Below are 23,001 nucleotides of genomic sequence, written 5' to 3'. Positions count from 1 at the left end.
CGGTCCCCCGAGACGCCGAGAGGAGGCGATTCCAGTGATCAGCATCAACACCAGCTCCGTCAGCACCGTGAAAATGACCGATCCCTCGGTCGTCTCCCTGTGCATGCTCGGCGTTTCGAACCTGGGCACCGGTCTGTCCGGCATCTCTGCCGCCCGTCCGGCGTCCGCCGTGTCTCTCGCGGTTCTTCCCATCCGTGAGCGCAATGAGCGACCGACCAAGGCACTGGAAGCAGTAGGGGCACAGGCGCAGGCCTATGCCTTTGCACCCGGTGCCGGAAGCCGGAAGCAGACGACGCAGCACCACCAGATGTGGGCCTTCCGTGGGCCAGAACCCTGGAGTGATCCAGCCTGATCGATCAGGCCGGCGCCTTCAGGGCCGCGGAACCCCATCCGGGATCCGCGGCCCTTCTGTTTTCCCCGAACGGGGACGACGGAGCGAAGGGGCCTCGGGACAAGAAAAGAACCCGGTACCAAGCCGACAACCGGCCCAACAGGGCCGGACCGACCAGACGAGGAAGAACAACCGTGCAACTCGAAGCGCACGCCCCGTCCGTACCGCCTTCCGAAACGATCCCCCCGCCCGGCCTCACGGAGGACTCCACCTTGACTCCGCTCACTACGCTCACCGCGCTCGACGACGCCATCGAGAACCTGGGCGTGCCCGTCCCCTGCCGTTCCTACGACCCGGAGGTCTTCTTCGCCGAGTCGCCGGCCGATGTCGAGTACGCCAAGTCCCTCTGCCGCACCTGCCCGCTGATCGAGGCCTGCCTCGCCGGCGCCAAGGAGCGGCGTGAGCCCTGGGGCGTCTGGGGTGGCGAGCTCTTCGTCCAGGGTGTCGTCGTGGCCCGCAAGCGGCCGCGTGGCCGTCCGCGCAAGAACCCGGTCACGGCATGACCATCACCCTCGGAACGATCGACCGCCCCCTCACGCACGACCCCAAGAAGCAGGCCCCGATGAAGCCGTCCACTCCCAGCGAGCCCGTGGGCTCCGCGATCCCAGACTTCACCACTCCGGGTGCGACCGAGTCGCGCCAGAACAGGACCCGAGAGATGCAACTCATTCCAGAAGCCCTGGCCCGTGCGCATATGCACGAGCGCCTGCGGGAGGCCGAGCGGGAACGGCAGGTCACGCGCCTGCTGGCCGCCCGCCGGATGCAGCGCAGGGCCGAGCGTGCCTCGATGCGCGCTCGCCGTGCGCTCGCCATGGCCCTCATGCAGTAACCGATCACACCTGAAGCGGTGGCCTCCCGACCTCGGGAGACGAAAGCTCCTCGCGGGGGCCGGTCCGTCCGAACGGACCGGCCCCCGCGGTGCGTTCTGCCCGCCGATCCCCGGCCGCGGGGATATCGTCGCCGCGTGACGAGTCTTCCCGGAGGCAGCGACACCAGCGCCTCCACCGCGGAGCCCCGACCCCTTGTGTGCGCCCGCTGCGGCACCCGGTCCGAAGGCCCACAGCCCACCTGGACCTGCTCCGTGGAGAACGGAACCCGGCACTACTTCTGCGACACCTGCGCCAGGGAGAACCTCAGGGCGATCGAGGGACGGCTGGACTCCGCCTGGTGGTAGGTCGCACTCGCGCCACCACCGGACCGGACCGACCCGAGCCACCGCCGAACCGACTCGCGCCGTCCGAGTTTCGGCTCACGCCTCCGCCGCGGGTTCCTCCTCGTCCAGGAACTCCTCGTACTCGTCCGGGTCCTCCGGCACGAACCCCGGCAGCCACTCCTCCAGCTCCTCGCGCAGCCGTACCGTCGCGCCCAACTGGCACAGGACGCCGATTGTGCTCAATGTCACTCGGTGTATCAGGAGATACGCCGGGGGCAGGTTGAGCTGCTTGCCCAACTGGTGGGCGGGGGAGCGGGGATCGGCGATGCGGGCGGCCTGGCTGCGCATCCAGCCGCGGCTGAAGGTGAACTCGTCGACCTGGGCCGGTTCGATGATCGGCACGAGGTAGTCGAGGACGGCGTCGGGGTCCAGCTCTATCGAGTCCTTGACAAAGCCCTCCGTGCGCAGCAGTTCGTAGACCGCCTCGGCGTCGCCGTCGAGCGTCATGCGCAGGGAGTCGCCGATGGGCGTCGGCAGACCGCCGGGAAGGCGGTCGACCGTGCCGAAGTCCAGGACGCCCAGACGCCAGTCGCCCTTGCCTTCCGGGTCGGCGGGCAGCAGCCGGAAGTTGCCCGGATGCGGATCGGCGTGGAGGAGACCGGTGCGGGCCGGGCCCGAGAAGAGGAAGCGGGCCAGCAGCTGGCCTGCCCGGTCGCGCTGCTCCTGGGTGCCGTCGGCGATCACCTCCGACAGCGGAATCCCGTCGATCCACTCCGTGACCAGGACTTGGTCGCACTGGTGGACCACGGCGGGCACCATGACATCCGGGTCGCCCTCGAACTCCTCGGCGTGCACCTGCTGGGCCTGTGCCTCCAGGCCGTAGTCCAGCTCCTCGGAGACGCGGTCGCGGAGTTCGGCGATGAGGGGCTTGATGTCCATCCCGGGGATGAGCGGGCCCAACAGGCGGGCGAAACGGCTCAGTTGGGTCAGGTCGGACAGGAGGGCCTCGCCGGCGCCCGGGTACTGCACCTTGACCGCGACCTCGCGGCCGTCGTGCCACACCGCCCGGTGCACCTGGCCGATCGACGCGGCGGCCGAGGGCTTGTCCTCGAACTCCGCGAACAACTCGCGCCAGTCCTCACCGAGCCGCTCCGCCAGCACACCGTGCACGGTGCGCGTCGGCATCGGCGGCGCCGCCTCCTGGAGCTTGGTCAGCGCGGCACGGTAGGGACCGGCGACCTCCTCGGGCAGCGCCGACTCGAAGACGGACAGTGCCTGCCCGAACTTCATCGCACCGCCCTTGAGCTCGCCGAGCACCTTGAACAGCTGCTCCGCCGTGCGCTGTTGCAGCTCGCGGCCGACGATCTCCGCGGACTCGCCCACGATCCGTTTGCCCAGCCCCCAGGTCGCTCTGCCGGCGAAGCCGAGCGGGAGCGCCGCGAGCTTGGCGGTACGGGTGACCGCTTTCCGGGGAAGATCAGACATGCGCCCTCCAAGTCCCAGCCGGCCGGGCCGAGTCTGCCTTACGGCGCACGTCCCTCGACGGCCGGTCCCCTGCCATTGTCGCGTGTCGATCCTCGTCCGTAGAGGTGTGTCCCTCCTTACCTTTCTCCGCACCCTTCTCGGCGGCTCCGCACGGGCAGGCGGAATGCGCCCAGACCGGACGCGCGTGCCAGTGCAGCCCGGGCAGCGAGACCTCCCACCGCGCGCCCGCGCTCGACGGTGACTGCCCGTCCAGGAAGGCGAGCGCGTGCGCGGCAGCCAGCCCGGCGACGGTCGTGGCGAGTGTCAGATCGCAGGGCCGCACCTGTGGCTGTCTGCCGGAGCGCCACTGCGCGACCAGCCGCGGCCAGGTCGGGTCCCGGTCGGTGCGCGCGTGGTGCAGACAGCCCGCGCAGGACGTCTCGCCGGGCAGCACCAGTGGGCCCACGACTCCCGTGCCCTCCACGACACCGGCGTACAGATGAGGTGTCCCCGAGACGATCAGGCCGGTGGCGGCGGCCGGGTCGGGCGCGTGCACGGCGACATCGTCGCGCGGGGCGAGGATCACCAGGGAGAAGCCGGGTTCGCTCTCCTCCGACGTGGCCTGCGAGGTCCTGCGCGGTGGGCGGTCCGGTGCGGCCCGGCGTACCGCGCGGCGTGCTGCCTCGTCCCGGCGTTCGCCGACGGCCTCGGCGGGCAGCCCGCCCGGAGCGACGTCCCAGGGCTCGGTGTGACCGCCGTCGCGTACGTGGACCTCGCCGACCCCCGCGCCCGACAACAGCGCGGCCAGCGCCGCGCCCACCCGGCCCGCGCCCCGCACCTGTACGCGCAGCTCGCGACGCGCCGCCAGACGGCCCATCGACTCGCCCGGCTCGCCGGTGATCAGGGAGAGCGACGCGAGGTCCGGGCGCAGCCGGTCGAGGACGTCCTTCTTCGCCCGGAGGGCATCGGCCGCGGGCCCACCGCCCTTCGCGTCGTCGAGCAGTCCCGCGTGCGTCAGCCCCTTCACCAGCTGGTCGACATGGCCCTCGGGCAGATCCATCCGGTGCCCCTCCTCACGCAGGAGGGGCAGTCCGCGCGTGCCGTTGAGCAGGTCCAGGAAACTGCCCGTCGCCTTGTCCATCGGGCCCAAAGTCATGGCGTGCGCCGGTGTCATCCCGAACTGCACGGTGTGGAGATCACGCCAGCCGCGCCGCAGCGCGGGCTTCACCATCGGATGCATGACAGGCCCCCGTAGCCCTAGGAAGTACGTCCCGTGTGCCGGCGGAACTGGTCGGTGCTCCGTCGGTCATGCCAGCGTGCACGGTCCGGCCGTCGGGTGCCGAAAGTTATCCACAGGGTGTGGGGATTCGTCGTACGAATCAAACGCTTGGTGGGGTATCGACACCGAACCGTCCCAGGGGCGGGACTTCCCGCGTGTGCAGAGGGTAACGTCGTGGCGTGCCCGCCGACCCACTGCACAGCGCCGGAAAACCACAGCGCAGTACGACGAGCCAGCCGCCAAGCGGCTCGGGGGCGAGCGCGATCGAGGTCCGCAGGAGTGCGCGTCGGCGCAGAACGGTCTCCGCGTACCGCGAGGGCGATCGCACCGTCGTGCTCATCCCCGCCCGCATGTCCGAGGCGGAGGAGCAGCGCTGGGTCACCGTCATGCTCGACAAGCTGGCCGCCCAGGAAAGCAAACGCGTGCTCGGTGACGCCGAGCTGTCCGAGCGCGCCGAGCGACTGTCGGCCCAGTACTTCGACGGCCGCGCCCGGCCCACGTCCGTGCGCTGGGTGACCAACCAGAACACGCGCTGGGGCTCCTGCACACCCTCCGAGGGCAGCATCCGTCTCTCGCACCGGCTCCAGGGCATGCCCGAGTACGTCGTCGACTACGTGCTGTTGCATGAGCTGGCGCATCTCCTGGTGCCCGGGCACGGGCCGCGGTTCTGGCGGCTCCTGGAGGCGTATCCGCGCACCGAGCGGGCCAAGGGCTACCTCGAAGGCGTGGTCGCGGCCGAGCGGCTGCCCCATCCGCCGGGCGCCCGCGACGAGTGAGGCCCTCTTGTGGGGGATTGTGTACCGGGTCTGTACCGACTTCCTCCGGTGTCAGTGATTGCCGTTAGCCTGGCGCGACTCACTTGCATCGGGATGGGGGACGGTCGTTACGCATGGCCAGGGAATTCCAACGCGGCCACAAGGCCAAGATCAGTGACCTCACCGCGGGCACGGATCTGTACGTAGGTGTGCAGATCACGGGCCCCGGACTGACGTTCGACATCAGCTGCTTCGGCCTCGACGCCGAGGAGCGGCTCTCGGACGACCGGTACTTCGTCTTCTTCAACCAGCCGAAGTCCCCCGAGGAGTCCATCCAGCTCCTGGGTGCCCAGGCGGGCGACTCGGAGTCCTTCCGGGTCACGCTCGACAAGATCCCGCCGCAGATCCACAAGCTCGCGTTCACGGCGACCCTCGACGGCGCCGGGCAGATGTCCCAGATCGCCCCCGGGTACGTCCGTATCGTCGCCGGCGGCGAGGAGGTGGCCCGCTATTCGTTCAACGGTTCGGAGTTCACCACCGAGCGGGCCGTGATGCTGGGCGACTTCTACCTGAAGGACGTCTGGCGGTTCGCCGCCGTCGGCCAGGGCTTCGACGGTGGCCTCGACGCGCTGCTGAAGAACTTCGGCGGCGAGGTCGCCGAGGAGGAGACGCCCGAGCCGCAGCAGGCGCAGCCCGCGCCGCCGCAGTCCGGTGCCGCCCCCGGCTTCGCCCCGCCCGCGTTCGGCGCCCCCGCGGCCCCGGCACCCGCCCCGGCCCCCCAGCCCGTCGCGCAGGGGTACGCACCCCCGCCGGCGCCCGCGCCCTCGGTGCATGCCGCGCCGACCATCATCGCGCCCATGACCCCGCCCGGGGTGGGCACGGTGCCGCCCCCGGGTCCCGCGCCCGCGCCCTACGGCCAGAGCCCGCCTCCGCCGCCCGGCTACGCGCAGCCCCAGGCTCCGCACGCGCCGGGCCCGCCGCCCGGTTACGGCCAGCCGACTCCGCCCCCCGGCTACGGTCAGCCGCCTGCGCCTCCTGGGTACGGCCAGCAGCCTCCCGCCCCTCCCGGATACGGGCAGGTCCCGGCCCAGGCGGCCGGCTACGGAGTGCCCCAGGGATCTCCCCAGGGCGCCGGTGTGTCGGCCGCGCTGGAGAAGTTCAAGGAGACGCCCACCGGGCAGCGCTGGACGCAGCAGAACAAGAAGCTCATCCGCGTCGACCTCGGCATCGGCGGCCAGCCCGTGCTCGCCCGCCAGGGCAGCATGGTGCTCTACCAGGGCAAGGTCGACTTCGGCTACAAGGGCGCCGGATTCGCCGGGCGGCTCGTCGGCAACGCGACCGGCCAGGAGATGCAGCTGATGCGCTGCACGGGCCAGGGCCAGGTGTTCCTCGCCGAGAACTCCACGCATCTGCACCCCGTCGAGCTCCAGGGGGACGCGATCTGCGTCTCCGCCGAGAACGTCCTCGCCTTCGACGAGAGCCTCCAGTACGAGGTCCGGCGCATCGAGGGACACGGCATCCCCGGGGGCGCGCTGTTCACGATGCAGTTCCAGGGGACCGGCACCATCGTCGTGAAGACGCACGGCTCGCCCGTCGTGCTGCCGGTCACGCCGACCACGTTCGCCGACTGCAACGCGGTCGTCGCCTGGTCCGCGGCAGCCCAGGTGATCGTCTCCAGCCAGGTCCGGATGCGCCGCAACGCCTATCCGGGCGACACCGGGGAGAGCGTCAACCTGCAGTTCCGGGCCGCCCCCGGCAACTTCATCGTCGTCCAGCCGTACGAGGTCTGAGGGAGCCCGTCATGAACCAGCCGCTCGCGGGCTACGCCCCCGCACCCGTCACCGCCCGCATGGAGAACCACGGCAACAACATGCTGAAGGTCGCCATGCAGACCGGAAGTGACCTCTTCGCGCGCGTGGGCTCGATGATCGCCTACGAAGGCTTCATCCAGTACGAGCCCAACCCGCCGGCCGTGCGCCAGATCGCGCGCGACTGGATGACCGGCGAGGGCGCGCCCCTGATGAAGTGCTCCGGGGACGGACTGCTCTACCTCGCCGACTACGGCGCCGACGTCGTCGTGATCAACCTCAACGGCGACGGGATCTCCGTCAACGCCACCAACCTGCTCGCCTTCGACTCCCACCTCACCTGGGGCGTGGAGCGGGTCAAGGGGCTGGCGAAGTTCGCCGGACAGGGCCTGTGGAACACCAAGATCACCGGTCAGGGCTGGGTCGCGCTGACCTCCCGCGGCAAGCCGATCGTGGTCGACTGCGGCGGTGGCGAGGACGAGACGTACGTAGACCCGGACGCGCTCGTCGCCTGGTCCCCGAACCTCAAGGTGAAGGGCAAGCGCAGCTTCAAGGCGCAGTCGCTGATCGGCCGCGGCAGCGGCGAGGCCTACCAGATGGCCTTCTCCGGGCAGGGCATCGTCGTCGTCCAGCCCAGCGAGGACAGCACCGACCGTCTCCGGTTCCGGGGCTGAGGGGGAACACGACACCATGCAGAGCCCGCTTTTCGCGTTCAACGACTCGCAGTCCCAGGACCGCTACAGCCTCCAGAACAAGCAGATGCTGCGCGTCGTCCTGGAGGGCCACGACGACATCCTCGCCCGCAAGGGCACGATGGTCGCCTACCAGGGGCTCGTCGAGTTCGACGCCGAGTACCAGAACACCCAGCAGGCCTACGCGCGTGCGGCCACCGGCGAGGGCCTCAGTCTGATGCGCTGCCACGGGCAGGGCACGGTCTTCCTCGCCAACCTCGCCCAGCACATCCACGTAGTGGATGTGGAACAGGACGGCCTGACCGTCGACAGCAGCTACGTCCTCGCGATGGACTCCTCGCTGCACCACGAGGTCATCGCCGTGGACAGCCAGTACGGCATCTCCGGCTCCGGGAAGTACCAGCTCAACATCACCGGCCGCGGCAAGGTCGCCCTGATGACCTCGGGCGCGCCGCTGATGATGCAGGTCACGCCCGACAAGTACGTCAACTGTGACGCCGACGCGATCGTCGCCTGGTCCACCGGCCTGCGCGTCCAGATGCAGGCCCAGACGCACTCCTCGGGCGTGTGGCGGCGCCGCGGCAATACCGGCGAGGGCTGGGAGCTGAGCTTCATGGGCAGCGGCTACGCGCTCGTCCAGCCCAGCGAACTCCTGCCCCCGCAGAACGCCGCGATCGGCCAGGGACTCGCCGCCCAGTTCGGCATGGGCCAGCAGGGCGTGCACGCCCAGAACCAGGGCAACGCCTGGAGCTGACGGTCCGGAAAACCAACGTAAGGGGCGCCCGCCAGTGCAGGCGCCCCTTACACGTTCAGCACTTCGCGCGACCCGTTCACAGCCTGGCGCGTGTCGCCTCCAGCAACCGCAGCACCGACTCGTCCGCTACGGCCGCCACCTCGTCGTAGGCGAACCAGCGCAGGTCGAGGGACTCGTCGCTGATCTCCTGGACGGCGCCGGGGGGTGCCAGCACCGCGTACTGGACGTCGTAGTGGCAGTGGCACGGCGGGGGGATCGGGTGCCGGTCCAGGCGGACCGGGCCGCCCGGGAGCGGGGTGAGGCCGGTGATGCCGGACTCCTCCGTGGCCTCGCGCAGTGCCGCGGCCTCCAGGGAGGTGTCCTCCGGCTCGCAGTGGCCGCCCATCTGGAGCCACATCCGCAGCTTCTTGTGCAGGGTCAGCAGGACCCTGCCGTGCTCCGGGTCGATCACCAGGCCGCTCGCCGTGACATGCCCGGCGTGGCAGGACTTCCACATGCCGTCCGGGCGTGCGGCCAGGTGGTCCAGGTAGGCCTGGCGCAGGTCCGTCTGGTCCTCGTAGCTCTTCAGTACGAGGACCGCGTCGTCGTACGGGCTCACTCGGTGTCGTCGTCCTTGGAGTCCTCGTCCTTCGTCAGGTTCGGCTTCTCCGTGGTGCCGTTCGCCGCTTCGCCGAGCATCTTGTCCAGCTCGGAGAAGTCCATCTGCTCGCGGTGCACGAAGCCGTCCGGGTCGTCCAGGTCGGAGGCCGTCGGCAGCATGTCGGGGTGGGCCCACAGGCCGTCCCGGCCGTCGACACCGCGCGCGTCAGTGAGCGAGGCCCACAGACGGGAGGCGTCGCGCAGCCGGCGCGGGCGCAGCTCCAGGCCGATCAGCGTGGCGAACGTCTGCTCGGCGGGACCACCCGACGCGCGACGGCGCCGCAGGGTCTCGCGGAGCGCGTCGGCGGACGTCAGACGCGGCTTCGCGGCCGCGTGGACCACCGCGTCCACCCAGCCCTCGACGAGCGCCAGAGCCGTCTCCAGACGGGCCAGGGCGGCCTTCTGCTCCGGGGTGTCCTCCGGCTGGAACATGCCCTGCTGGAGGGCGTCCTGCAGCTGCTCCGGGTTCTGCGGGTCGAACTGGCCGACCACGTCCTCCAGCTTGGCGGTGTCGACCTTGATCCCGCGCGCGTACCCGTCGACCGCGCCGTACAGGTGCGAGCGCAGCCACGGGACGTGCGCGAACAGGCGCTGGTGGGCCGCCTCGCGCAGGGCGAGGTAGAGCCGCACCTCCTCCTGCGGGACGCCCAGGTCCTTGCCGAACGCCTCGATGTTCAGCGGCAGCAGCGCGGCCTTGCCGACCGGGCCGATCGGCAGGCCGATGTCGGTCGAGCCGACGACCTCGCCCGCGAGCACGCCCACGGCCTGCCCGATCTGCGTGCCGAACATGGCGCCGCCCATCGAGCGCATCATGCCGATCAGCGGGCCCGCCATGGCCTGCATCTCCTCCGGCAGGACGTCACCCATGGCCGCGCCGACGCGCTCGGCGACCGGGTCCACGAGCTCCTTCCACGCGGGCAGGGTCGCCTCGACCCACTCCGCGCGGGACCATGCCACGGCGGTGCCGGCGCCGGACGGCAGCGAGGTCGCGTCGTCCAGCCACAGGTCGGCCAGGCGGACGGCCTCCTCGACCGCGCTGCGGTCGGCGGGGCCGATGCTCGCGTCCTTGACGCCGTCCTGGGTGCCCTGGGAGACCGTCTGGCGGGCGATCTGCTTGGCCATGTCCCAGTTCACCGGGCCGCCCTCGTACGAGAGCATCTGGCCCAGCTGCTGGAACGCGGCGCCCAGGTCATTGGGGTTCAGCGAGCCGAACATGGCTGCGAGCGGATTGTCCGCGCCGGGGCCGCCAAAGCCGCCGGCACCGGGCAGGCCGCCAAAACCGAACGGGTTGGCCGGTCCCTGACCACCACCGCTCTCCTGGTCCTTCTTCTTGCCCTCGTCGCCGTCGTCCGGCTCCTCCGGCGGAAGGCCGAATCCGAATGGGGTGTCACTCACGGGATTCCTCGGCTGTTAAGGCCGCCGGTTCTCTCCGACGGCACGACTGCCCTTCAACACCACCCAGCGTAGACACCGCGGGCCGATCGGGCCTCAGTGCTTCGCCGAGACCTGGCCTGCGGCAGGATGGATGCCACCTGGTCCGGACGCGTCACGCGCGTCCGTACTGAAGACAACCGCTGGAGACGCCCGGTGAGTTCCCCAGATCCGCAGGTTCGCGCAGCGCGAAACCACTCAACCAGTCCCGCCGTCCGCGGGCCCGTCGTCGCGGTCACCGGCGCCGCGTCCGGGATCGGGGCGCTGCTGACCGAGCGGCTCGCCGCCTCCGAGGAGATCAAGCAGGTCATCGCCATCGACGAGCGGCGCGGCGAGTGCGCCGCGGCGCAGTGGCACATCCTCGACGTACGGGATCCGGCCATCGCGGAGAAGCTGCGCGGCGCGGACGTCGTCGTCCATCTGGCGCTCGATCTCGACCTGGAGACCGACCCGGCCGCCCGTTCGGCGTACAACGTGCGGGGGACGCAGACCGTGCTGACCGCCGCCGCGGCCGCCGGTGTCCACCGGGTCGTGCTGTGCACCTCGGCGATGGTCTACGGAGCGCTGCCCGACAACGAACTGCCGCTGTCGGAGGACGCCGAACTGCGCGCCACCGCGGAGGCCACCGGTGTCGGCGACCTCCTGGAGGTCGAGCGCCTCGCGCGGCGCGCGCCCCGGGCGCATCCCGGGCTCAACGTCACCGTCGTCCGCCCCGGAGTGCTCGTCGGAGGCACCGACACCGCGCTGACCAGGTACTTCGAGTCACCCCGGCTGCTGGTGGTGGCCGGGTCGCGGCCCGCCTGGCAGTTCTGCCATGTCGAGGACCTGTGCAGCGCCCTGGAGTACGCCGTCCTGGAGAAGGTCGAAGGGGAGCTGGCCGTCGGCTGTGACGGGTGGCTGGAGCAGGAGGAGGTCGAGGAGCTCAGCGGCATCCGCCGCATGGAGCTGCCGTCCGCGGTCGCGCTCGGCGCGGCGGCCCGGCTGCACCGGATCGGGCTCACCCCGTCCCCGGCCGGTGACCTGGCGTACACGATGTATCCCTGGGTGGTGAGCGGGAGCCGGCTGCACGACGCGGGCTGGCGGCCGCAGTGGACCAACGAGGAAGTGCTCGCCGAGCTGCTGGAGGAGGTCGCCGGGCGGCACACGGTCGTCGGACGCCGGCTCGGCCGCAAGGACGCGACGGCGGCGGGAGCCGCGGGCGCGACGGTCGCGCTGCTGGGCGCGGCGGCGGTCGTACGACGGGCGCGGAAGGCCCGACGGCGGATCTGAGCGGCGCGATCCGCAGAAAACGCGCGCTCCTGTAGGACGCTCCAAACAGGCACACGCGCGTGCCTGGTGAAAGTGCTATTCCGCGCTGTCGGCGGGGTGCGGCACGATGGAGGTATGGCACCCACGATCGACCATCCCGGTGAGCAGGCCGCGCAGGATCCCATCAAGCTGATCGGGATCCGGGAGACGCCGCTCTCCGTGGACGAGGTCTTCAAGGCCGTGGGGGATGACGCCGCCGGTGGGATGGTCCTCTTCGTAGGGACCGTGCGCAATCACGACGGCGGCGCCGACGTCGACGAACTCGGGTACTCGTGCCACCCCAGTGCCGAGGCGGAGATGCGACGGATCGCCGAGAAGGTCGTCGCGGACTATCCGGTGCGGGCGCTGGCCGCCGTCCACCGGGTGGGGGATCTCGGTATCGGGGACCTGGCGGTCGTCGTCGGGGTGTCGTGTCCGCACCGGGGTGAGGCCTTCGAGGCGTGCCGGAAGCTGATCGACGACCTCAAGCACGAGGTGCCGATCTGGAAGCATCAGAAGTTCTCCGACGGCACAGATGACTGGGTCGGCGCGTAGCGCCGTCGTTGAGGGGTGGCGGTCGGGCGACGGGAGGGCGGGTCGGCGCTTGTTGATGCGTACTCACGTACTTCTCAGCCGCCCTCCGGTTGCGTAACCGCTCCCCGGGCACGAGCGTTGTCAGTGGGGCTGGCTAATCTGCTGATCAGTCAGTTGAGGTCACTCATGTGGGGTTGGGAGGTCGGCATGGCGGCACTCGCCTGGTTGTTGATTCCGCTGGTGGCTGCGATAGGTGCCGGCCTGTGGGGCAGTTGGGCCAACCGGACCCGCAAGGTACGCAGCGACGGCCCGGAACTGGACGGCTACGCCCGCTTCCGCGAGGCCATGGAGAAGTCCCACTCCGGCACATGATCGGAAGGCGGCCCTGACGGTGCGCTGACAGACGCGTCCCGTACTGTCGTGCCATGCCACGCCGCACCGCGACGATGCTCGCCTCCACCCTGATGCTGATCGCGCTCCTGTGCGCGGGAGTCCTCATCAACGTCCCGTACGCGGAGATGTCGCCGGGCCCGACGGTGAACACGCTCGGGGACCACGACGGCGAGCCGGTGCTGCAGATCACCGGGCGGAAGACCTACCCGACGACCGGTCACCTGAACATGACGACGGTCCGGGTCACCAGCGCCGACTACAACATGAACCTCATCGAGGCCGTGTACGGCTGGCTCGCCCACGACGACAAGATCGTCCCGCACGACACGCTGTACCCGGACGGCAAGACGGAGCAGCAGTCGACCCAGGAGAACGCCGAGGAGTTCAGCCAGTCCCAGGAGAGCGCCAAGGTCGCCGCCTTGGACCAGCTGGGCGTCCCGGTGAAGTCCTGGGTGATCGTCTCGACGGTCGTCAAGGGCACCCCGGCCGAGAACAAGCTGCACGCCGGTGACGTGATCAAGGCGGTCGACGGTACGACGGTGAAGCAGCCCGACGACGTCGCGAAGCTGGTCACCAAGCACAAGCCGGGCGAGAAGGTCGTGTTCACGATCGTGCCCGCCAAGGAGCAGGCCGCCGCCGTGAAGGCGAACAAGACGGCGACCGCGACGAAGAGCATCACGATCACCACCGCGACCTCCGACGACACCGGCACCAAGCGCGCCATCGTCGGTATCTCCGCCGGAACCGATCACACGTTCCCGTTCACCATCGACATCAAGCTCGCCGACGTCGGCGGCCCGAGCGCCGGCCTGATGTTCGCGCTCGGCATCTACGACAAGCTCACCCCGGGCGACCTCACCGGCGGCAAGTTCGTGGCCGGCACCGGCACGATCGACGACGACGGCAAGGTCGGCCCGATCGGCGGCATCTCGATGAAGACGGTCGGCGCGCGCAGCAAGGGCGCCCAGTACTTCCTGACGCCCGCCGACAACTGCGCCGAAGCCGCCAAGGACACCCCCAGTGGCCTCAGGCTCGTCAAGGTCAACACCATCAAGGACGCGATCAGCGACCTCAAGCTGATCAACAGCGGCAAGACCGACGACCTCCCGAAGTGCAGCACCAAGAGCTGAACAAGTCTCTTCCTAAAACAGGCCTCTTCTTAAGAAGACCTTGCCTACGACTCCGGGGGCGCCCTCACACAGAGGGCGCCCCCGGAGTCGTAGGCAAGGAACCGGAGTCGTAGCGGACGACGTCAGTCCTCGAAGGTCGCGGACAGGGCCTCGGCGAGGCCGGGAACCAGGGCGCCGCCCGTGAGGACCTCCGTGGGGGAGTCCTTCTCGCGCAGGCGCAGGGCCGAGTCGCGGGTGCCGTCGCGCAGGACCGCGACCGTCATGCGGACCTCCTGGCGGTCGGGGTGCTGGGCGACCCACTCGGTGAGCTTCTTCTCGCTGAGGCCGTCCGGGACGGAGGCCTCGGCGGACGGCGGCAGCATCAGGCGCTCGACCGTGAGCGCGCAGCCGGCCACCGCGTCGGGCCAGGCGATCGTGCCGAGGAACTCGTCCAGCGGCTTTCCAGCCGGGATTTCCTCCTGCTCGATCGGGGTGAGACCGACGGTCGCGGACTCTTCCTGAAGGCCGAGTTGGGCCGCGAGGCCGGGTTCCTGGGCCCGCAGCCGCGCGGTGTCTACCAGGGCGAAGAGGCGAGCGGGCTGGTCCCAGCCGAGCCCGGCGGCGTACTCGTCGATCTCGAGTACGGCCCGGGTGAGGGGGTTCGCTGCCATGGGAGTGTTGGACATGGTCACAATCCTGCCTCGTTCATGGCCGGAATCGGGAACCGAGTAAACGGTGAGTAAGTTGCATAGGTGTGGGCCCGCGATCACGCGGGGCTACGGAGGGTCCCCGAAACCGGGAACCTGACGCAACGACAGCGACCAACAGCGAACTTCGAGGTGCGCACCTTGGCTTTCCAGATGCCGGACCGCGGCGGAGGCCCGCAAGGGCCGCGGATCAGAGTGGGCCGCCCGTCCCGGCGCGTCCGGACTTTGCTCATGACACTGGGCGTCCTTGCCGTACTCGGCATGGCGTTCACGATGTTCGCGGGCTTCTGGACGGACTGGCTCTGGTACCGGTCGGTGCATTACTCGTCCGTGTTCACGACGACCCTGACGACGAAGATCGGCCTGTTCTTCGTCTTCGGCCTCCTGATGGCGGCCGCGGTCGGTGTGAACATCTGGCTGGCGCACCGCCTGCGCCCGCCACTCAGCGCCATGTCGATGGAGCAGCAGAGCCTCGACCGCTACCGCATGGGCATCGCGCCCTACAAGAAGTGGCTGCTTCTGGCGATCACCGCCCTGGTCGGGCTGATCGCGGGGGCGTCCGCGTCCAGTCAGTGGCGGGTCTGGCTGATGTGGGTCAACGGCGTGCCCTTCCACCAGAAGGACCCGCAGTTCCACCTCGACGTGTCCTTCTACGCGTTCGACCTGCCCTGGTACCGCTTCCTGCTCGGCTTCGGCTTCGCCGCCGCGATCCTCTCGCTGCTCGCCGCCGCGCTGACGCACTACCTGTACGGCGGCCTGCGCATCACCAGCCCGGGCGCGCGTGCCACGGCCGCGGCCACCGGACATCTGTCGGTACTGCTCGGCATCTTCGTCGCCCTCAAGGCGGTGGCCTACTGGCTCGACAGGTACGGACTCGCGGTCAAATCCAGCGACTTCAAGGCGACCGGTGATTGGACGGGCCTCAGATACGTCGACGCGAACGCGTATCTGCCGGCCAAGACGATCCTGTTCTGCATCGCCGTCATCTGCGCGCTGCTGTTCTTCGCCACCCTGTGGCGGCGCACCTGGCAACTGCCCGTCATCGGCTTCGGCCTGATGGTGCTCTCCGCGATCCTCATCGGTGGCCTGTACCCGGCGATCGTCCAGAAGTTCACGGTCCAGCCGAACGAGCAGGCCAAGGAAGCCCCGTACGTCCAGAAGAACCTGAAGGCGACGCGCGAGGCCTACGGCATCGACGACACCAAGGTCACGGAGTACTCGGGCACGAGCACCACCAAGGACAAGACCAAGCTGCGGTCCGACGTCGACTCCACGGCGAGCATCCGGATCGTGGACCCGAACGTCGTGTCGCCCACGTTCCAGCAGCTCCAGCAGATCAGGAACTACTACGCGTTCCCGACCAACCTGGATGTCGACCGCTACAGCGAGGACGGCAAGGACCAGGACACGGTCATCGGTCTGCGTGAGCTGAACCTCAACGGCATTCCGAAGAACAACTGGATCAACGACCACTTCCGCTACACGCACGGCTACGGCGTGGTCGCGGCCAAGGGCACCGCGGTCGACTCCGAGGGCCGCCCGGTCTTCACCGAGTCCGATCTGCCGTCCACGGGTGACCTCGGCAAGTACGAGCAGCAGATCTACTACGGCGAGAAGACCACCACGTACTCGATCGTCGGCGGTCCCCAGAAGGAGATCGACTACTCCGACGACAGCGGTGAGAAGACCACCAGCTACACCGGCAAGAGCGGGGTCAACCTCTCCAACCCGCTCAACCGGGCGGCGTACGCGGTGGCGTTCAACGAGCCGCAGATCCTCTACTCCGGTGCGATCGGCGAGGGTTCGCGGATCCTGTACAACCGCACGCCCAAGGACCGCGTCGAGGCAGTGGCGCCCTGGCTGACCATCGACGGCGACGCCTACCCGGCGGTCGTGGACGGCCGTATCCAGTGGATCGTCGACGCGTACACGACGAGCAACGGATACCCGTACGCCTCGCGTACGACCCTGGGTGACACCACGGCCGACTCGCTGACCGCGACCAACAACAACCGCACGGTGGTGGCCCAGCAGAACCAGGTCAACTACATCCGCAACTCGGTGAAGGCGACCGTCGACGCGTACACCGGTGCCGTCAAGCTCTACCAGTGGGACACCAAGGACCCGGTCCTGAAGACCTGGATGAAGGCGTTCCCGAACACGGTCGAGCCCAAGAAGGACATCTCGTCCTCGCTGATGGCCCATCTCCGGTACCCGCAGGACCTGTTCAAGGTCCAGCGCGAACTCCTCACCCGCTACCACGTGACGGACGCGCAGACGTTCCTCAGCGGCAGCGAGGTGTGGCAGGTCCCGAACGACCCGACGAACCAGTCCAACAGTGCGGTGCCGCCGTACTACTTGAGCATGAAGATGCCGGACCAGTCCGCGCAGGCCTTCTCGTTGACGACGACGTTCACACCGAACGGCAGAGACAACCTCAGCGCCTTCATGGCCGTCGACTCCGAGGCAGGCACCCCGGACTACGGCAAGATCAGAATCCTGAAGCTGCCGACCAGCACGACCGTCGGCGGGCCTAAACAGGTGCAGAGCGCCTTCAACTCCCAACAGGACATCGCCGAATCCATCAAGCTGCTCAAGGGCGGCGACTCCGACATCGAGTACGGCAACCTGCTGACGGTGCCGCTCGACGGGGGACTGCTCTACGTAGAGCCCGTCTACGTACGCGGTGGTGGACTCAAGTACCCGCTCTTGCGCAAGGTGTTGGTGGCCTACGGGAACAAGACCGCCTTCGAGGACACGCTGGACGAGGGGCTCAACAAGGTCTTCGGGGCGGAGAGCAGTACGACTACGCCACCGGACGAGAGCACCAGTCCACCGACATCCAGCAACCCGACGGTCCAGGCGGCGTTGAGCGACGCCCAGAAGGCGTTCGACGCCGGGCAGACGGCGCTCAAGAAGGGCGACTGGGAGGCGTACGGGCAGGCGCAGAAGGATCTTCAGGCCGCGCTGAAGCGGGCCGAGGAAGCGCAGGCCGCCGCAAGCAAGTCCAGCGGCAGTGGCAAGAGCAGCGCGAGTCCCAGCAGCAGTCCGAGCAGTGGTCCCAGTGCGTCGAGCAGTCCGAGCAGTTCGAGTGGTTAGCGCAGCTCAGACGGCAGTTGATCACTAGGTCAGAGGTCCGTCCCGCGCCGTGGTACGGTTGCAACACAACGGCGCGGGGTGGAGCAGCTCGGTAGCTCGCTGGGCTCATAACCCAGAGGTCGCAGGTTCAAATCCTGTCCCCGCTACTGATCGCGAAGGCCCGGATCCTCCAAGGATCCGGGCCTTCGCGCTGTGCGAACGCATGTGCCGACGAGGGTGACGGCCGTGCCGCCGGGGGGACTTGGTGAAACCGTGTTTGTGTTGTCTCTCTGTGGGCATGTCGACAAAACGCTGTAGAGACCTCACTGGCTGCGGTATACCAGGTGTACCCAGGTTGCAGGTGGTGCGACGATGGACGTTATGGGGGACAAGGCAACTCTGTTGGATACAGGGCGTTTTGTGCAGCCTTCCGACCGGGACGAGTCCGGTGACGGGGAGGTTGTCGACGAGGCACGTACACGGCTCGCCGCGCAGGCCGGCGACGTCGAGGCGACGAGTGTCCTCGGAGCGATGCTGCTGCGCCGCGGTGATCTCGACGGAGCCGAGCCCCTGCTGCGTGCCGCCACCGCCGAGGGCGACCGGGCCGCGGCCAACAACCTCGGCGTTCTCCTGCACCAGCGCGGATACACCGACGACGCCGCCGGCTGGTGGCGGATCGCGGCCGTGGCCGGTTCCGCCGCCGCCGCGCACGCGCTCGGCCGGTACCACCGCGAGCGCGGCGACGAGCCCGCCGCCGAGTACTGGCTGCGCCAGTCCGCCGAACAGGGCCACGCGCTGGGCGCGTACGCCCTCGCCGATCTGCTGGAGCACCGCGGGGACGCCCTGGCCGAGCAGTGGATGCGCTCCGCCGCCGAGCGCGGGCACCGCGAGGCCGCGTACCGGCTGGCGCGGGCGCTTGATCGCCGTACGCCGCACGAGGACGAGTACGAGTACGACGGTGGGGCTGACAACGGTGTCGCCTCGGCCTCCGGAACCTCTGATTCCGCCGGGGATCCCGGGAACGAGGCCGAGCAGTGGTACCGGCAGGCCGCCGCGCGTGGGCATCAGCGGGCCGCGCTGCAGCTCGGGGCGATCCTGGAGAAGCGGGGCGAGCTCAAGGAGGCCGGGCGCTGGTATCTGACGTCCGCCAAGGACGGGGAGGCGCGGGCCGCCTGCGCGCTCGGGTTCCTGCTGCGCGACGCCGGCGACACCGAGAGCGCCGCCGTGTGGTGGCTCCGTGCTGCCCAGGACGGTGACGGCAACGCGGCCAACGCGCTGGGCGCGCTGCACGCCGAGCGCGGCGAGACACAGACCGCCGAGCGGTGGTACCGGGCCGCGATGGACGCCGGTGATGTGAACGGCGCTTACAACCTTGGGCTGTTGTGTGCCGAGCAGGCGCGTACCGCGCAGGCCGAGCAGTGGTACCGGCGGGCGGCCTACGCCGGGCACCGCGAGGCGGCGAACGCGCTGGCCGTGCTGCTGCTCCAGGGCGGCGACGCGACCGGGGCCGAGCCGTGGTTCTCCAAGGCGGCCGAGGCCGGGAGCGTGGACGCGGCGTTCAACCTCGGGATTCTCTTCGCGGGGCGGGGTGAGGAGGGCGTCGCGCTGCCCTGGTACGAGCGGGCCGCTGCTGCCGGGCACACGGAGGCGGCGTTGCAGGTCGGGATCGCTCGGCTGCGGGACGGGGACGAGCGGGAGGCCGAGCGGCATCTGCGGTGTGCCGCGGGTGGGGGGAGTGCGGAGGCGGCTTATCGGTTGGCCTCGGTGCTCGATGCTCGGCGGCCGCCTGCGCCTGCGCATGAGCTGGGTGAGCAGGTGCATGAGAAGACCGAGTGTGAGGAGTGGTACGAGCGGGCGGCTTCTCAGGGGCATCGGCGGGCGCAGGTTCGGGTCGGGATGCTGGCCGCTGCGCGGGGCGATGTCGTCGAGGCGGCTCGGTGGTATCGGGAGGCTGCCGAGGCCGGGTCTCGTAACGGGGCTTTCAATCTTGGGCTGTTGCTGGCTCGGGAGGGGAGTGAGCCGGAGGCTGCGGTGTGGTGGGCTCGGGCCGCTGATGCGGGGCATGGGCGGGCTGCGTTGCGGTTGGCTCTGGTTTACGCGCGTCGAGGTGAGCTGGCAGAGGGGCAGCGGTGGGCTGATCGGGCGGTGACGCTTGGGCCTCGGGAGGTTTCTGAGCGGGCGGCTCGGTTGCGGGATGCGTTGCGGCAGGAGCTGACGGCGTAGTTTTTCGCCCCCGCCGCCCCTACCCGTCCCATCCCTGGGGGCTGCCGCCCCTTCCGCCCCGCCTGGGGGCTCCGCCCCCAGACCCCCTTCGGCCTGGACGGCCTCGTCCTCAAACGCCGGACGGGCTGAGTGGTGGCGGCCTGTGCTGAAAGGTGGGGGCCGGGCGGGCTGAGTGGTGGCGGCCCGCGCTGAAAGGTGGAGGCCGGATGGGCTGGAGGTAGGCGGCTCGCGTTGGAACGTCTCCGCTGTGTGGCTCTGACCTGCGGTGTTAAACGATTTGCTTCTCTGCGTACGGCTGACGTAGTGTTGTGTTTACCGACGCGGGGTGGAGCAGCTCGGTAGCTCGCTGGGCTCATAACCCAGAGGTCGCAGGTTCAAATCCTGTCCCCGCTACTGAAGGCCGAGGGCCGGAATCCAGAAATGGGTTCCGGCCCTCGGTGTTTCTATGGCTGGTGGCCCACCGCCTCCTCGTACAGGGAGCGGTTCACCGTCCTGGATTCCGGCAGTGCGGCCCCCTTTGACACGCCCGCCGCCTTGTACGCGGCCTGCAACCGCGTCGTCGTGCCCGCGCGGATCTCCCAGTCCATGGTGAGGGACGGGGTTGATTTCAGGACCGCCTCGTCCGTCTTCAGGAGTTTCGCCAGGTAGGCGACGAAGGACGGGTCCTTCTTGTAGTCGCCGGCGAAGTACGTGTTCACCGTGCGGATGTAGGCGCGGAGGAGGGCCACGCCGGCGTCCACGTCGTCGTTCAGGAGGCTGGGGCCGTACAGCATGCCGCCCAGGGGCTCACCCTGTGGTTGGCCGCCCAGGAAGGCGTACTGGGGGTTGTCGTCGACCTTGCGCCAGACCGGGTCCAGGAGCCAGGCGGAGTCGACGCCGCCGTTCTGGAGGGCGGTGAGGACGTCGGCCGAGCCGAGCTGCTGGTACTGGATCTTGTCGAGGCCGCCGCCGTGGGTCGCGAGAGCCTTCTGCATGGGGTACGCGATCACCGAGCCCTTGCCGATCATCGTGCCCATCCTGCGGCCCGCCATCCGGACGTCGGCCGCCGCCTCGCCCTTCTTCAGCTTCACCCACAGGCCGCTCTTCGACTCGGGGTCGGGCGAGAAGTTCCCGGCGACCCACTTGATGTCGAAACCGCCCTTGACGCCGTTCATGACGGCCGCCTCCGGAGCCGCCCACATCGCGTCGATGTCCCCCTTCGCGAGGAGGGGGAGCGCGTCCGGGGTCGGGAGCACCTTGAGCCTGACGTCCAGGCCCTCCTTCTTGAACTCGCCCTTGGCGACGGCGACTTCGAGCGGGGCCACGTACTCCGCGCTCAGCGTTCCCGTCGCGATCGTCACCTTCCGCGTCTTGGGGAGGGGCCGCGGGGCGGGGGTAAGTGGCTTGCAGCGGGCCGGGGTTCGGGTGGGGGAGAGGTCCGCCGGGTCCGTCCAGGACGACGTGCCGCAGCCGGTCACGGGTTCGACCGTGCGGTTGCCGGCGGTCGCCGTGCCCGAACTCCCGGAGCCGTCCGCGTACTTCGACGAACAGCCCGCCGACGCCAGCACCGCCGCCACGACGACCGCCACACCGTACGCACGCCGTCTCACGACTGCCCCCGTCCTCGGTCCCGCGGTGCCCACGGGGTGAGTAACCGGCCTGCCACCCGCACCAGTTCGGAGAAGACGACGCCCAGGACCGCCACGCACACGATGCCCACGAACATCACGTCGTTCTCGAACAGGGCGCGGGAGTCGAAGATCAGGTGGCCCAGGCCGTTCGTTGCCGCGATCTGTTCCGAGGCGACGATGACCAGGACGGCCACGCCCGCCGCGATCCGCGCGCCCACCAGGACCGCGGGGAGCGAGGCGGGCAGGAGGACGTGGCGGAACATCTGCCACGGGGTGGCGCCGAAGACCCGGCCCGCGTCGCGGTGGCCGGAGGGGATCGCGAGGACCGCCGACATCGTCGAGATCCACACGAAGAAGAAGACCGTGGCGGCCACCAGGGCTATCTGCGGGCCTTCGCCCAGGCCGAACATGTTCAGGAAGACGGGCAGCAGGGCCAGTTTCGGTACGACGTACAGGGCGTCCAGCAGTGGTTCCAGTGCCGCCCGGACCAGGGACAGCGAGCCCATCAGCAGGCCCAGGGCGTAGCCGGTTGCCGTGCCGATCGCGTAGCCGCCCAGGACGCGTTTCGTGGTGGCCCAGACGTCCGGCCACAGGTCGCCCGCGGCGGCTCGGGTCCAGCCGTCGGAGAAGATCGTGGACGGGGCCGGGTAGACGCGGGGGTCGATCCAGCCCTGGGTGGCGGCCAGTTGCCACCACAGGACCAGGGCGAGGGGTACGGCGACGGCGAGGGACAGTTCCAGTGCGCGCCGGCGCCGGTGGGTGCGTACGGGATGGAGTTCGTGCGGGCCGGGGCGGCGGACCAGGACCGATTCCTCGCGGCCGGGGGCGATGGTGGTCATGCGGGTACCGCCTCCTTGCGCAGCAGCTCCCACAACTCGCCCTTCAGGGCGGTGAATTCGGGGGTGTCGCGGATGTCGCCGGTGCGGGGGCGGGGGAACGGCGGACGGTGTTCGGCGATGATCCTGCCCGGGCGCGCGGACATCACCAGCACACGGTCACCGAGCACGAGCGCCTCCTCCAGGCTGTGTGTGATGAAGAGGGTGGTGGTGTGCAACGTCTGTGTCAGGTCGAGGAGTTCGTCCTGGAGGATCGTCCGGAGCTGGGCGTCCAGGGCGGCGAACGGCTCGTCCATCAGCAGGAGTTCGGGTTCTACGGCGAGTGCGCGGGCGATGGCGACGCGTTGCCGCATGCCGCCGGAGAGGGTCGCGGGGTAGGCGTGTGCGAAGTCGGCGAGGCCCATGCGGGTCAGCCACTCGTCGGCGCGGGCGTTGGCCGTGCGGCGCGAGACGCGCTGGATGTCCAGGCCGAAGCGGACGTTGGCGCGGACCGACTTCCAGTCGTAGATGCCGTAGTCCTGGAAGATCATGGCCGCCGGGCGGAGGCTCCGTGTGCAGATCTCCAGGGTGCCTGTGGTGGGGCGCAGCAGGCCCGCGGCGATGCGGAGGAGGGTGGATTTGCCGCAACCCGACGGGCCTACCAGGCAGACGAACTCGCCCGGGGCGACGCTGAGTTCGAGGGGGCCGAGGGCGTCCACCTGGTGCGGGGCACGGCCGAAGGTGCGGGTCAGCTGGGTGGCGTGGAGTTTTGGGTGCGGGTCTCCCACGAGTGCTCCTTGCGGAGGGCGGTACGTCTGTCGGTACGGGTGGGGGGTGCCGCACGACGATATGACGGACCGTCAGATTCGGGAAGCCCGT

22 protein-coding genes and 2 tRNA genes are annotated in these 23,001 nt (G+C 69.7%); 16 read left to right on the top strand and 8 right to left on the bottom strand.

Translation table 11 applies throughout. The annotated features are described in order from the left end of the window. Positions 1 to 34 precede the first annotated feature (34 nt). The 4 genes from SPR02S_RS17800 (at position 35) to SPR02S_RS60245 (ending at position 1,565) form a co-directional block, all read left to right on the top strand. Positions 35 to 352, top strand: a complete 318-nt coding sequence (locus SPR02S_RS17800; protein WP_019058341.1) for a hypothetical protein — start codon at positions 35 to 37, stop codon at positions 350 to 352. 173 nt (positions 353 to 525) lie between these two features. Continuing rightward, positions 526 to 894 carry a WhiB family transcriptional regulator gene (locus SPR02S_RS17795; protein WP_019058340.1) on the top strand — a complete coding sequence of 123 codons (369 nt, stop codon included), beginning with the start codon at positions 526 to 528 and terminating at the stop codon, positions 892 to 894. Continuing rightward, positions 891 to 1,220 carry a putative WhiB-interacting protein gene (locus tag SPR02S_RS17790; RefSeq protein WP_019058339.1) on the top strand — a complete coding sequence of 110 codons (330 nt, stop codon included), beginning with the start codon at positions 891 to 893 and terminating at the stop codon, positions 1,218 to 1,220. The genes SPR02S_RS17795 and SPR02S_RS17790 overlap by 4 nt, the downstream gene beginning before the upstream one ends. Before the next feature lie 135 nt (positions 1,221 to 1,355). After that, the gene (locus tag SPR02S_RS60245) at positions 1,356 to 1,565 is read left to right on the top strand and encodes a hypothetical protein (protein ID WP_078622924.1); all 210 of its coding nucleotides are present in this window, start codon (positions 1,356 to 1,358) and stop codon (positions 1,563 to 1,565) included. Between the two features lie 75 nt (positions 1,566 to 1,640). Here SPR02S_RS60245 and SPR02S_RS17780 read toward each other — a convergent pair whose 3' ends face one another. Continuing rightward, complete coding sequence (locus SPR02S_RS17780; RefSeq protein ID WP_019058337.1) at positions 1,641 to 3,029, bottom strand: ABC1 kinase family protein; 1,389 nt, start codon at positions 3,027 to 3,029, stop codon at positions 1,641 to 1,643. Next, positions 3,022 to 4,248 (bottom strand): TOMM precursor leader peptide-binding protein, encoded by a 1,227-nt coding sequence (locus tag SPR02S_RS17775; RefSeq protein WP_019058336.1) that lies wholly within the window; start codon positions 4,246 to 4,248, stop codon positions 3,022 to 3,024. Before SPR02S_RS17775 ends, SPR02S_RS17780 begins: the two co-directional genes overlap by 8 nt. 218 nt (positions 4,249 to 4,466) lie before the next feature. Between SPR02S_RS17775 and SPR02S_RS55880 the strand changes: the two genes are divergently transcribed. The 4 genes from SPR02S_RS55880 (at position 4,467) to SPR02S_RS17755 (ending at position 8,296) form a co-directional block, all read left to right on the top strand. Continuing rightward, on the top strand, positions 4,467 to 5,063 hold the full coding sequence (locus SPR02S_RS55880; RefSeq protein WP_043258340.1) for a M48 metallopeptidase family protein: 597 nt from the start codon (positions 4,467 to 4,469) through the stop codon (positions 5,061 to 5,063). A gap of 113 nt (positions 5,064 to 5,176) precedes the next feature. Beyond that, entirely contained in the window at positions 5,177 to 6,832 is a 1,656-nt protein-coding gene (locus SPR02S_RS17765) for a TerD family protein (RefSeq protein ID WP_019058334.1), read from the top strand. An 11-nt stretch (positions 6,833 to 6,843) separates the two neighbouring features. Then, positions 6,844 to 7,524 carry an AIM24 family protein gene (locus SPR02S_RS17760; protein WP_019058333.1) on the top strand — a complete coding sequence of 227 codons (681 nt, stop codon included), beginning with the start codon at positions 6,844 to 6,846 and terminating at the stop codon, positions 7,522 to 7,524. A gap of 16 nt (positions 7,525 to 7,540) precedes the next feature. Then, a complete protein-coding gene (locus SPR02S_RS17755; protein WP_019058332.1) occupies positions 7,541 to 8,296 on the top strand; it encodes an AIM24 family protein in 756 nt (251 codons plus the stop codon). A 76-nt stretch (positions 8,297 to 8,372) separates the two neighbouring features. On the opposite strand, the gene SPR02S_RS17750 is transcribed toward SPR02S_RS17755, so the two are convergent. Both SPR02S_RS17750 and SPR02S_RS17745 read right to left on the bottom strand, forming a co-directional pair. Then, a complete protein-coding gene (locus tag SPR02S_RS17750; protein ID WP_019058331.1) occupies positions 8,373 to 8,894 on the bottom strand; it encodes an NUDIX hydrolase in 522 nt (173 codons plus the stop codon). Beyond that, a complete protein-coding gene (locus tag SPR02S_RS17745; RefSeq protein ID WP_019058330.1) occupies positions 8,891 to 10,330 on the bottom strand; it encodes a zinc-dependent metalloprotease in 1,440 nt (479 codons plus the stop codon). The genes SPR02S_RS17750 and SPR02S_RS17745 overlap by 4 nt, the downstream gene beginning before the upstream one ends. A 192-nt stretch (positions 10,331 to 10,522) precedes the next feature. On the opposite strand from SPR02S_RS17745, the gene SPR02S_RS17740 reads away from it, so the two are divergent. The 4 genes from SPR02S_RS17740 to SPR02S_RS17725 all read left to right on the top strand — a co-directional run bounded on the left by SPR02S_RS17740 (position 10,523) and on the right by SPR02S_RS17725 (position 13,710). Next, positions 10,523 to 11,635, top strand: a complete 1,113-nt coding sequence (locus SPR02S_RS17740; protein WP_019058329.1) for an SDR family oxidoreductase — start codon at positions 10,523 to 10,525, stop codon at positions 11,633 to 11,635. A gap of 114 nt (positions 11,636 to 11,749) precedes the next feature. Then, a complete protein-coding gene (locus SPR02S_RS17735; RefSeq protein WP_019058328.1) occupies positions 11,750 to 12,208 on the top strand; it encodes a molybdenum cofactor biosynthesis protein MoaE in 459 nt (152 codons plus the stop codon). 186 nt (positions 12,209 to 12,394) lie between these two features. Next, on the top strand, positions 12,395 to 12,559 hold the full coding sequence (locus SPR02S_RS63980; RefSeq protein WP_169389425.1) for a hypothetical protein: 165 nt from the start codon (positions 12,395 to 12,397) through the stop codon (positions 12,557 to 12,559). A gap of 53 nt (positions 12,560 to 12,612) precedes the next feature. Next, complete coding sequence (locus tag SPR02S_RS17725) at positions 12,613 to 13,710, top strand: YlbL family protein (RefSeq protein ID WP_019058326.1); 1,098 nt, start codon at positions 12,613 to 12,615, stop codon at positions 13,708 to 13,710. A 122-nt stretch (positions 13,711 to 13,832) separates the two neighbouring features. Here the strand turns inward: SPR02S_RS17725 and SPR02S_RS17720 are convergent, their stop codons facing one another. Next, the gene (locus tag SPR02S_RS17720) at positions 13,833 to 14,375 is read right to left on the bottom strand and encodes a PPA1309 family protein (RefSeq protein WP_019058325.1); all 543 of its coding nucleotides are present in this window, start codon (positions 14,373 to 14,375) and stop codon (positions 13,833 to 13,835) included. A 153-nt stretch (positions 14,376 to 14,528) separates the two neighbouring features. Between SPR02S_RS17720 and SPR02S_RS17715 the strand changes: the two genes are divergently transcribed. The 4 genes from SPR02S_RS17715 (at position 14,529) to SPR02S_RS17700 (ending at position 20,090) form a co-directional block, all read left to right on the top strand. Then, positions 14,529 to 17,495 carry a UPF0182 family membrane protein gene (locus tag SPR02S_RS17715; protein WP_078622923.1) on the top strand — a complete coding sequence of 989 codons (2,967 nt, stop codon included), beginning with the start codon at positions 14,529 to 14,531 and terminating at the stop codon, positions 17,493 to 17,495. A gap of 72 nt (positions 17,496 to 17,567) precedes the next feature. Continuing rightward, positions 17,568 to 17,641: transfer RNA gene (locus tag SPR02S_RS17710), tRNA-Met, on the top strand. 205 nt (positions 17,642 to 17,846) lie between these two features. Then, positions 17,847 to 19,697, top strand: coding sequence for a tetratricopeptide repeat protein (locus tag SPR02S_RS17705; protein ID WP_019058323.1), 1,851 nt, complete (start codon positions 17,847 to 17,849; stop codon positions 19,695 to 19,697). 319 nt (positions 19,698 to 20,016) lie between these two features. Next, positions 20,017 to 20,090 (top strand) — tRNA-Met (locus tag SPR02S_RS17700). A gap of 50 nt (positions 20,091 to 20,140) precedes the next feature. Here SPR02S_RS17700 and SPR02S_RS17695 read toward each other — a convergent pair. From SPR02S_RS17695 to SPR02S_RS17685, 3 genes are read right to left on the bottom strand one after another with little or no spacing between them, the layout of a single operon-like run. Beyond that, complete coding sequence (locus SPR02S_RS17695; protein ID WP_026150645.1) at positions 20,141 to 21,286, bottom strand: ABC transporter substrate-binding protein; 1,146 nt, start codon at positions 21,284 to 21,286, stop codon at positions 20,141 to 20,143. Beyond that, entirely contained in the window at positions 21,283 to 22,146 is an 864-nt protein-coding gene (locus SPR02S_RS17690) for an ABC transporter permease (RefSeq protein ID WP_019058321.1), read from the bottom strand. The genes SPR02S_RS17695 and SPR02S_RS17690 overlap by 4 nt, the downstream gene beginning before the upstream one ends. Beyond that, positions 22,143 to 22,910, bottom strand: coding sequence for an ABC transporter ATP-binding protein (locus SPR02S_RS17685; RefSeq protein WP_019058320.1), 768 nt, complete (start codon positions 22,908 to 22,910; stop codon positions 22,143 to 22,145). Before SPR02S_RS17685 ends, SPR02S_RS17690 begins: the two co-directional genes overlap by 4 nt. Positions 22,911 to 23,001: the final 91 nt, after the last annotated feature.

It is taken from the genome of Streptomyces prunicolor NBRC 13075 (assembly GCF_000367365.1).
Classification (GTDB): domain Bacteria; phylum Actinomycetota; class Actinomycetes; order Streptomycetales; family Streptomycetaceae; genus Streptomyces; species Streptomyces prunicolor.
Note: the sequence above shows the minus strand (reverse complement) of the source record. Positions and strands in the feature narration are given on the sequence as shown.

Bases quoted from the DNA above. Each gene is read 5' to 3' on its own strand.
- SPR02S_RS17760 (WP_019058333.1), top strand. From the start codon at position 6,844: ATGAACCAGCCGCTCGCGGGCTACGCCCCCGCACCCGTCACCGCCCGC.
- SPR02S_RS17690 (WP_019058321.1), bottom strand. From the start codon at position 22,146: ATGACCACCATCGCCCCCGGCCGCGAGGAATCGGTCCTGGTCCGCCGC.
- SPR02S_RS17790 (WP_019058339.1), top strand. From the start codon at position 891: ATGACCATCACCCTCGGAACGATCGACCGCCCCCTCACGCACGACCCC.
- SPR02S_RS17775 (WP_019058336.1), bottom strand. From the start codon at position 4,248: ATGCATCCGATGGTGAAGCCCGCGCTGCGGCGCGGCTGGCGTGATCTC.
- SPR02S_RS17735 (WP_019058328.1), top strand. From the start codon at position 11,750: ATGGCACCCACGATCGACCATCCCGGTGAGCAGGCCGCGCAGGATCCC.
- SPR02S_RS17765 (WP_019058334.1), top strand. From the start codon at position 5,177: ATGGCCAGGGAATTCCAACGCGGCCACAAGGCCAAGATCAGTGACCTC.
- SPR02S_RS17780 (WP_019058337.1), bottom strand. From the start codon at position 3,029: ATGTCTGATCTTCCCCGGAAAGCGGTCACCCGTACCGCCAAGCTCGCG.
- SPR02S_RS17755 (WP_019058332.1), top strand. From the start codon at position 7,541: ATGCAGAGCCCGCTTTTCGCGTTCAACGACTCGCAGTCCCAGGACCGC.
- SPR02S_RS17725 (WP_019058326.1), top strand. From the start codon at position 12,613: ATGCCACGCCGCACCGCGACGATGCTCGCCTCCACCCTGATGCTGATC.
- SPR02S_RS63980 (WP_169389425.1), top strand. From the start codon at position 12,395: ATGGCGGCACTCGCCTGGTTGTTGATTCCGCTGGTGGCTGCGATAGGT.
- SPR02S_RS17720 (WP_019058325.1), bottom strand. From the start codon at position 14,375: ATGTCCAACACTCCCATGGCAGCGAACCCCCTCACCCGGGCCGTACTC.
- SPR02S_RS17705 (WP_019058323.1), top strand. From the start codon at position 17,847: ATGGACGTTATGGGGGACAAGGCAACTCTGTTGGATACAGGGCGTTTT.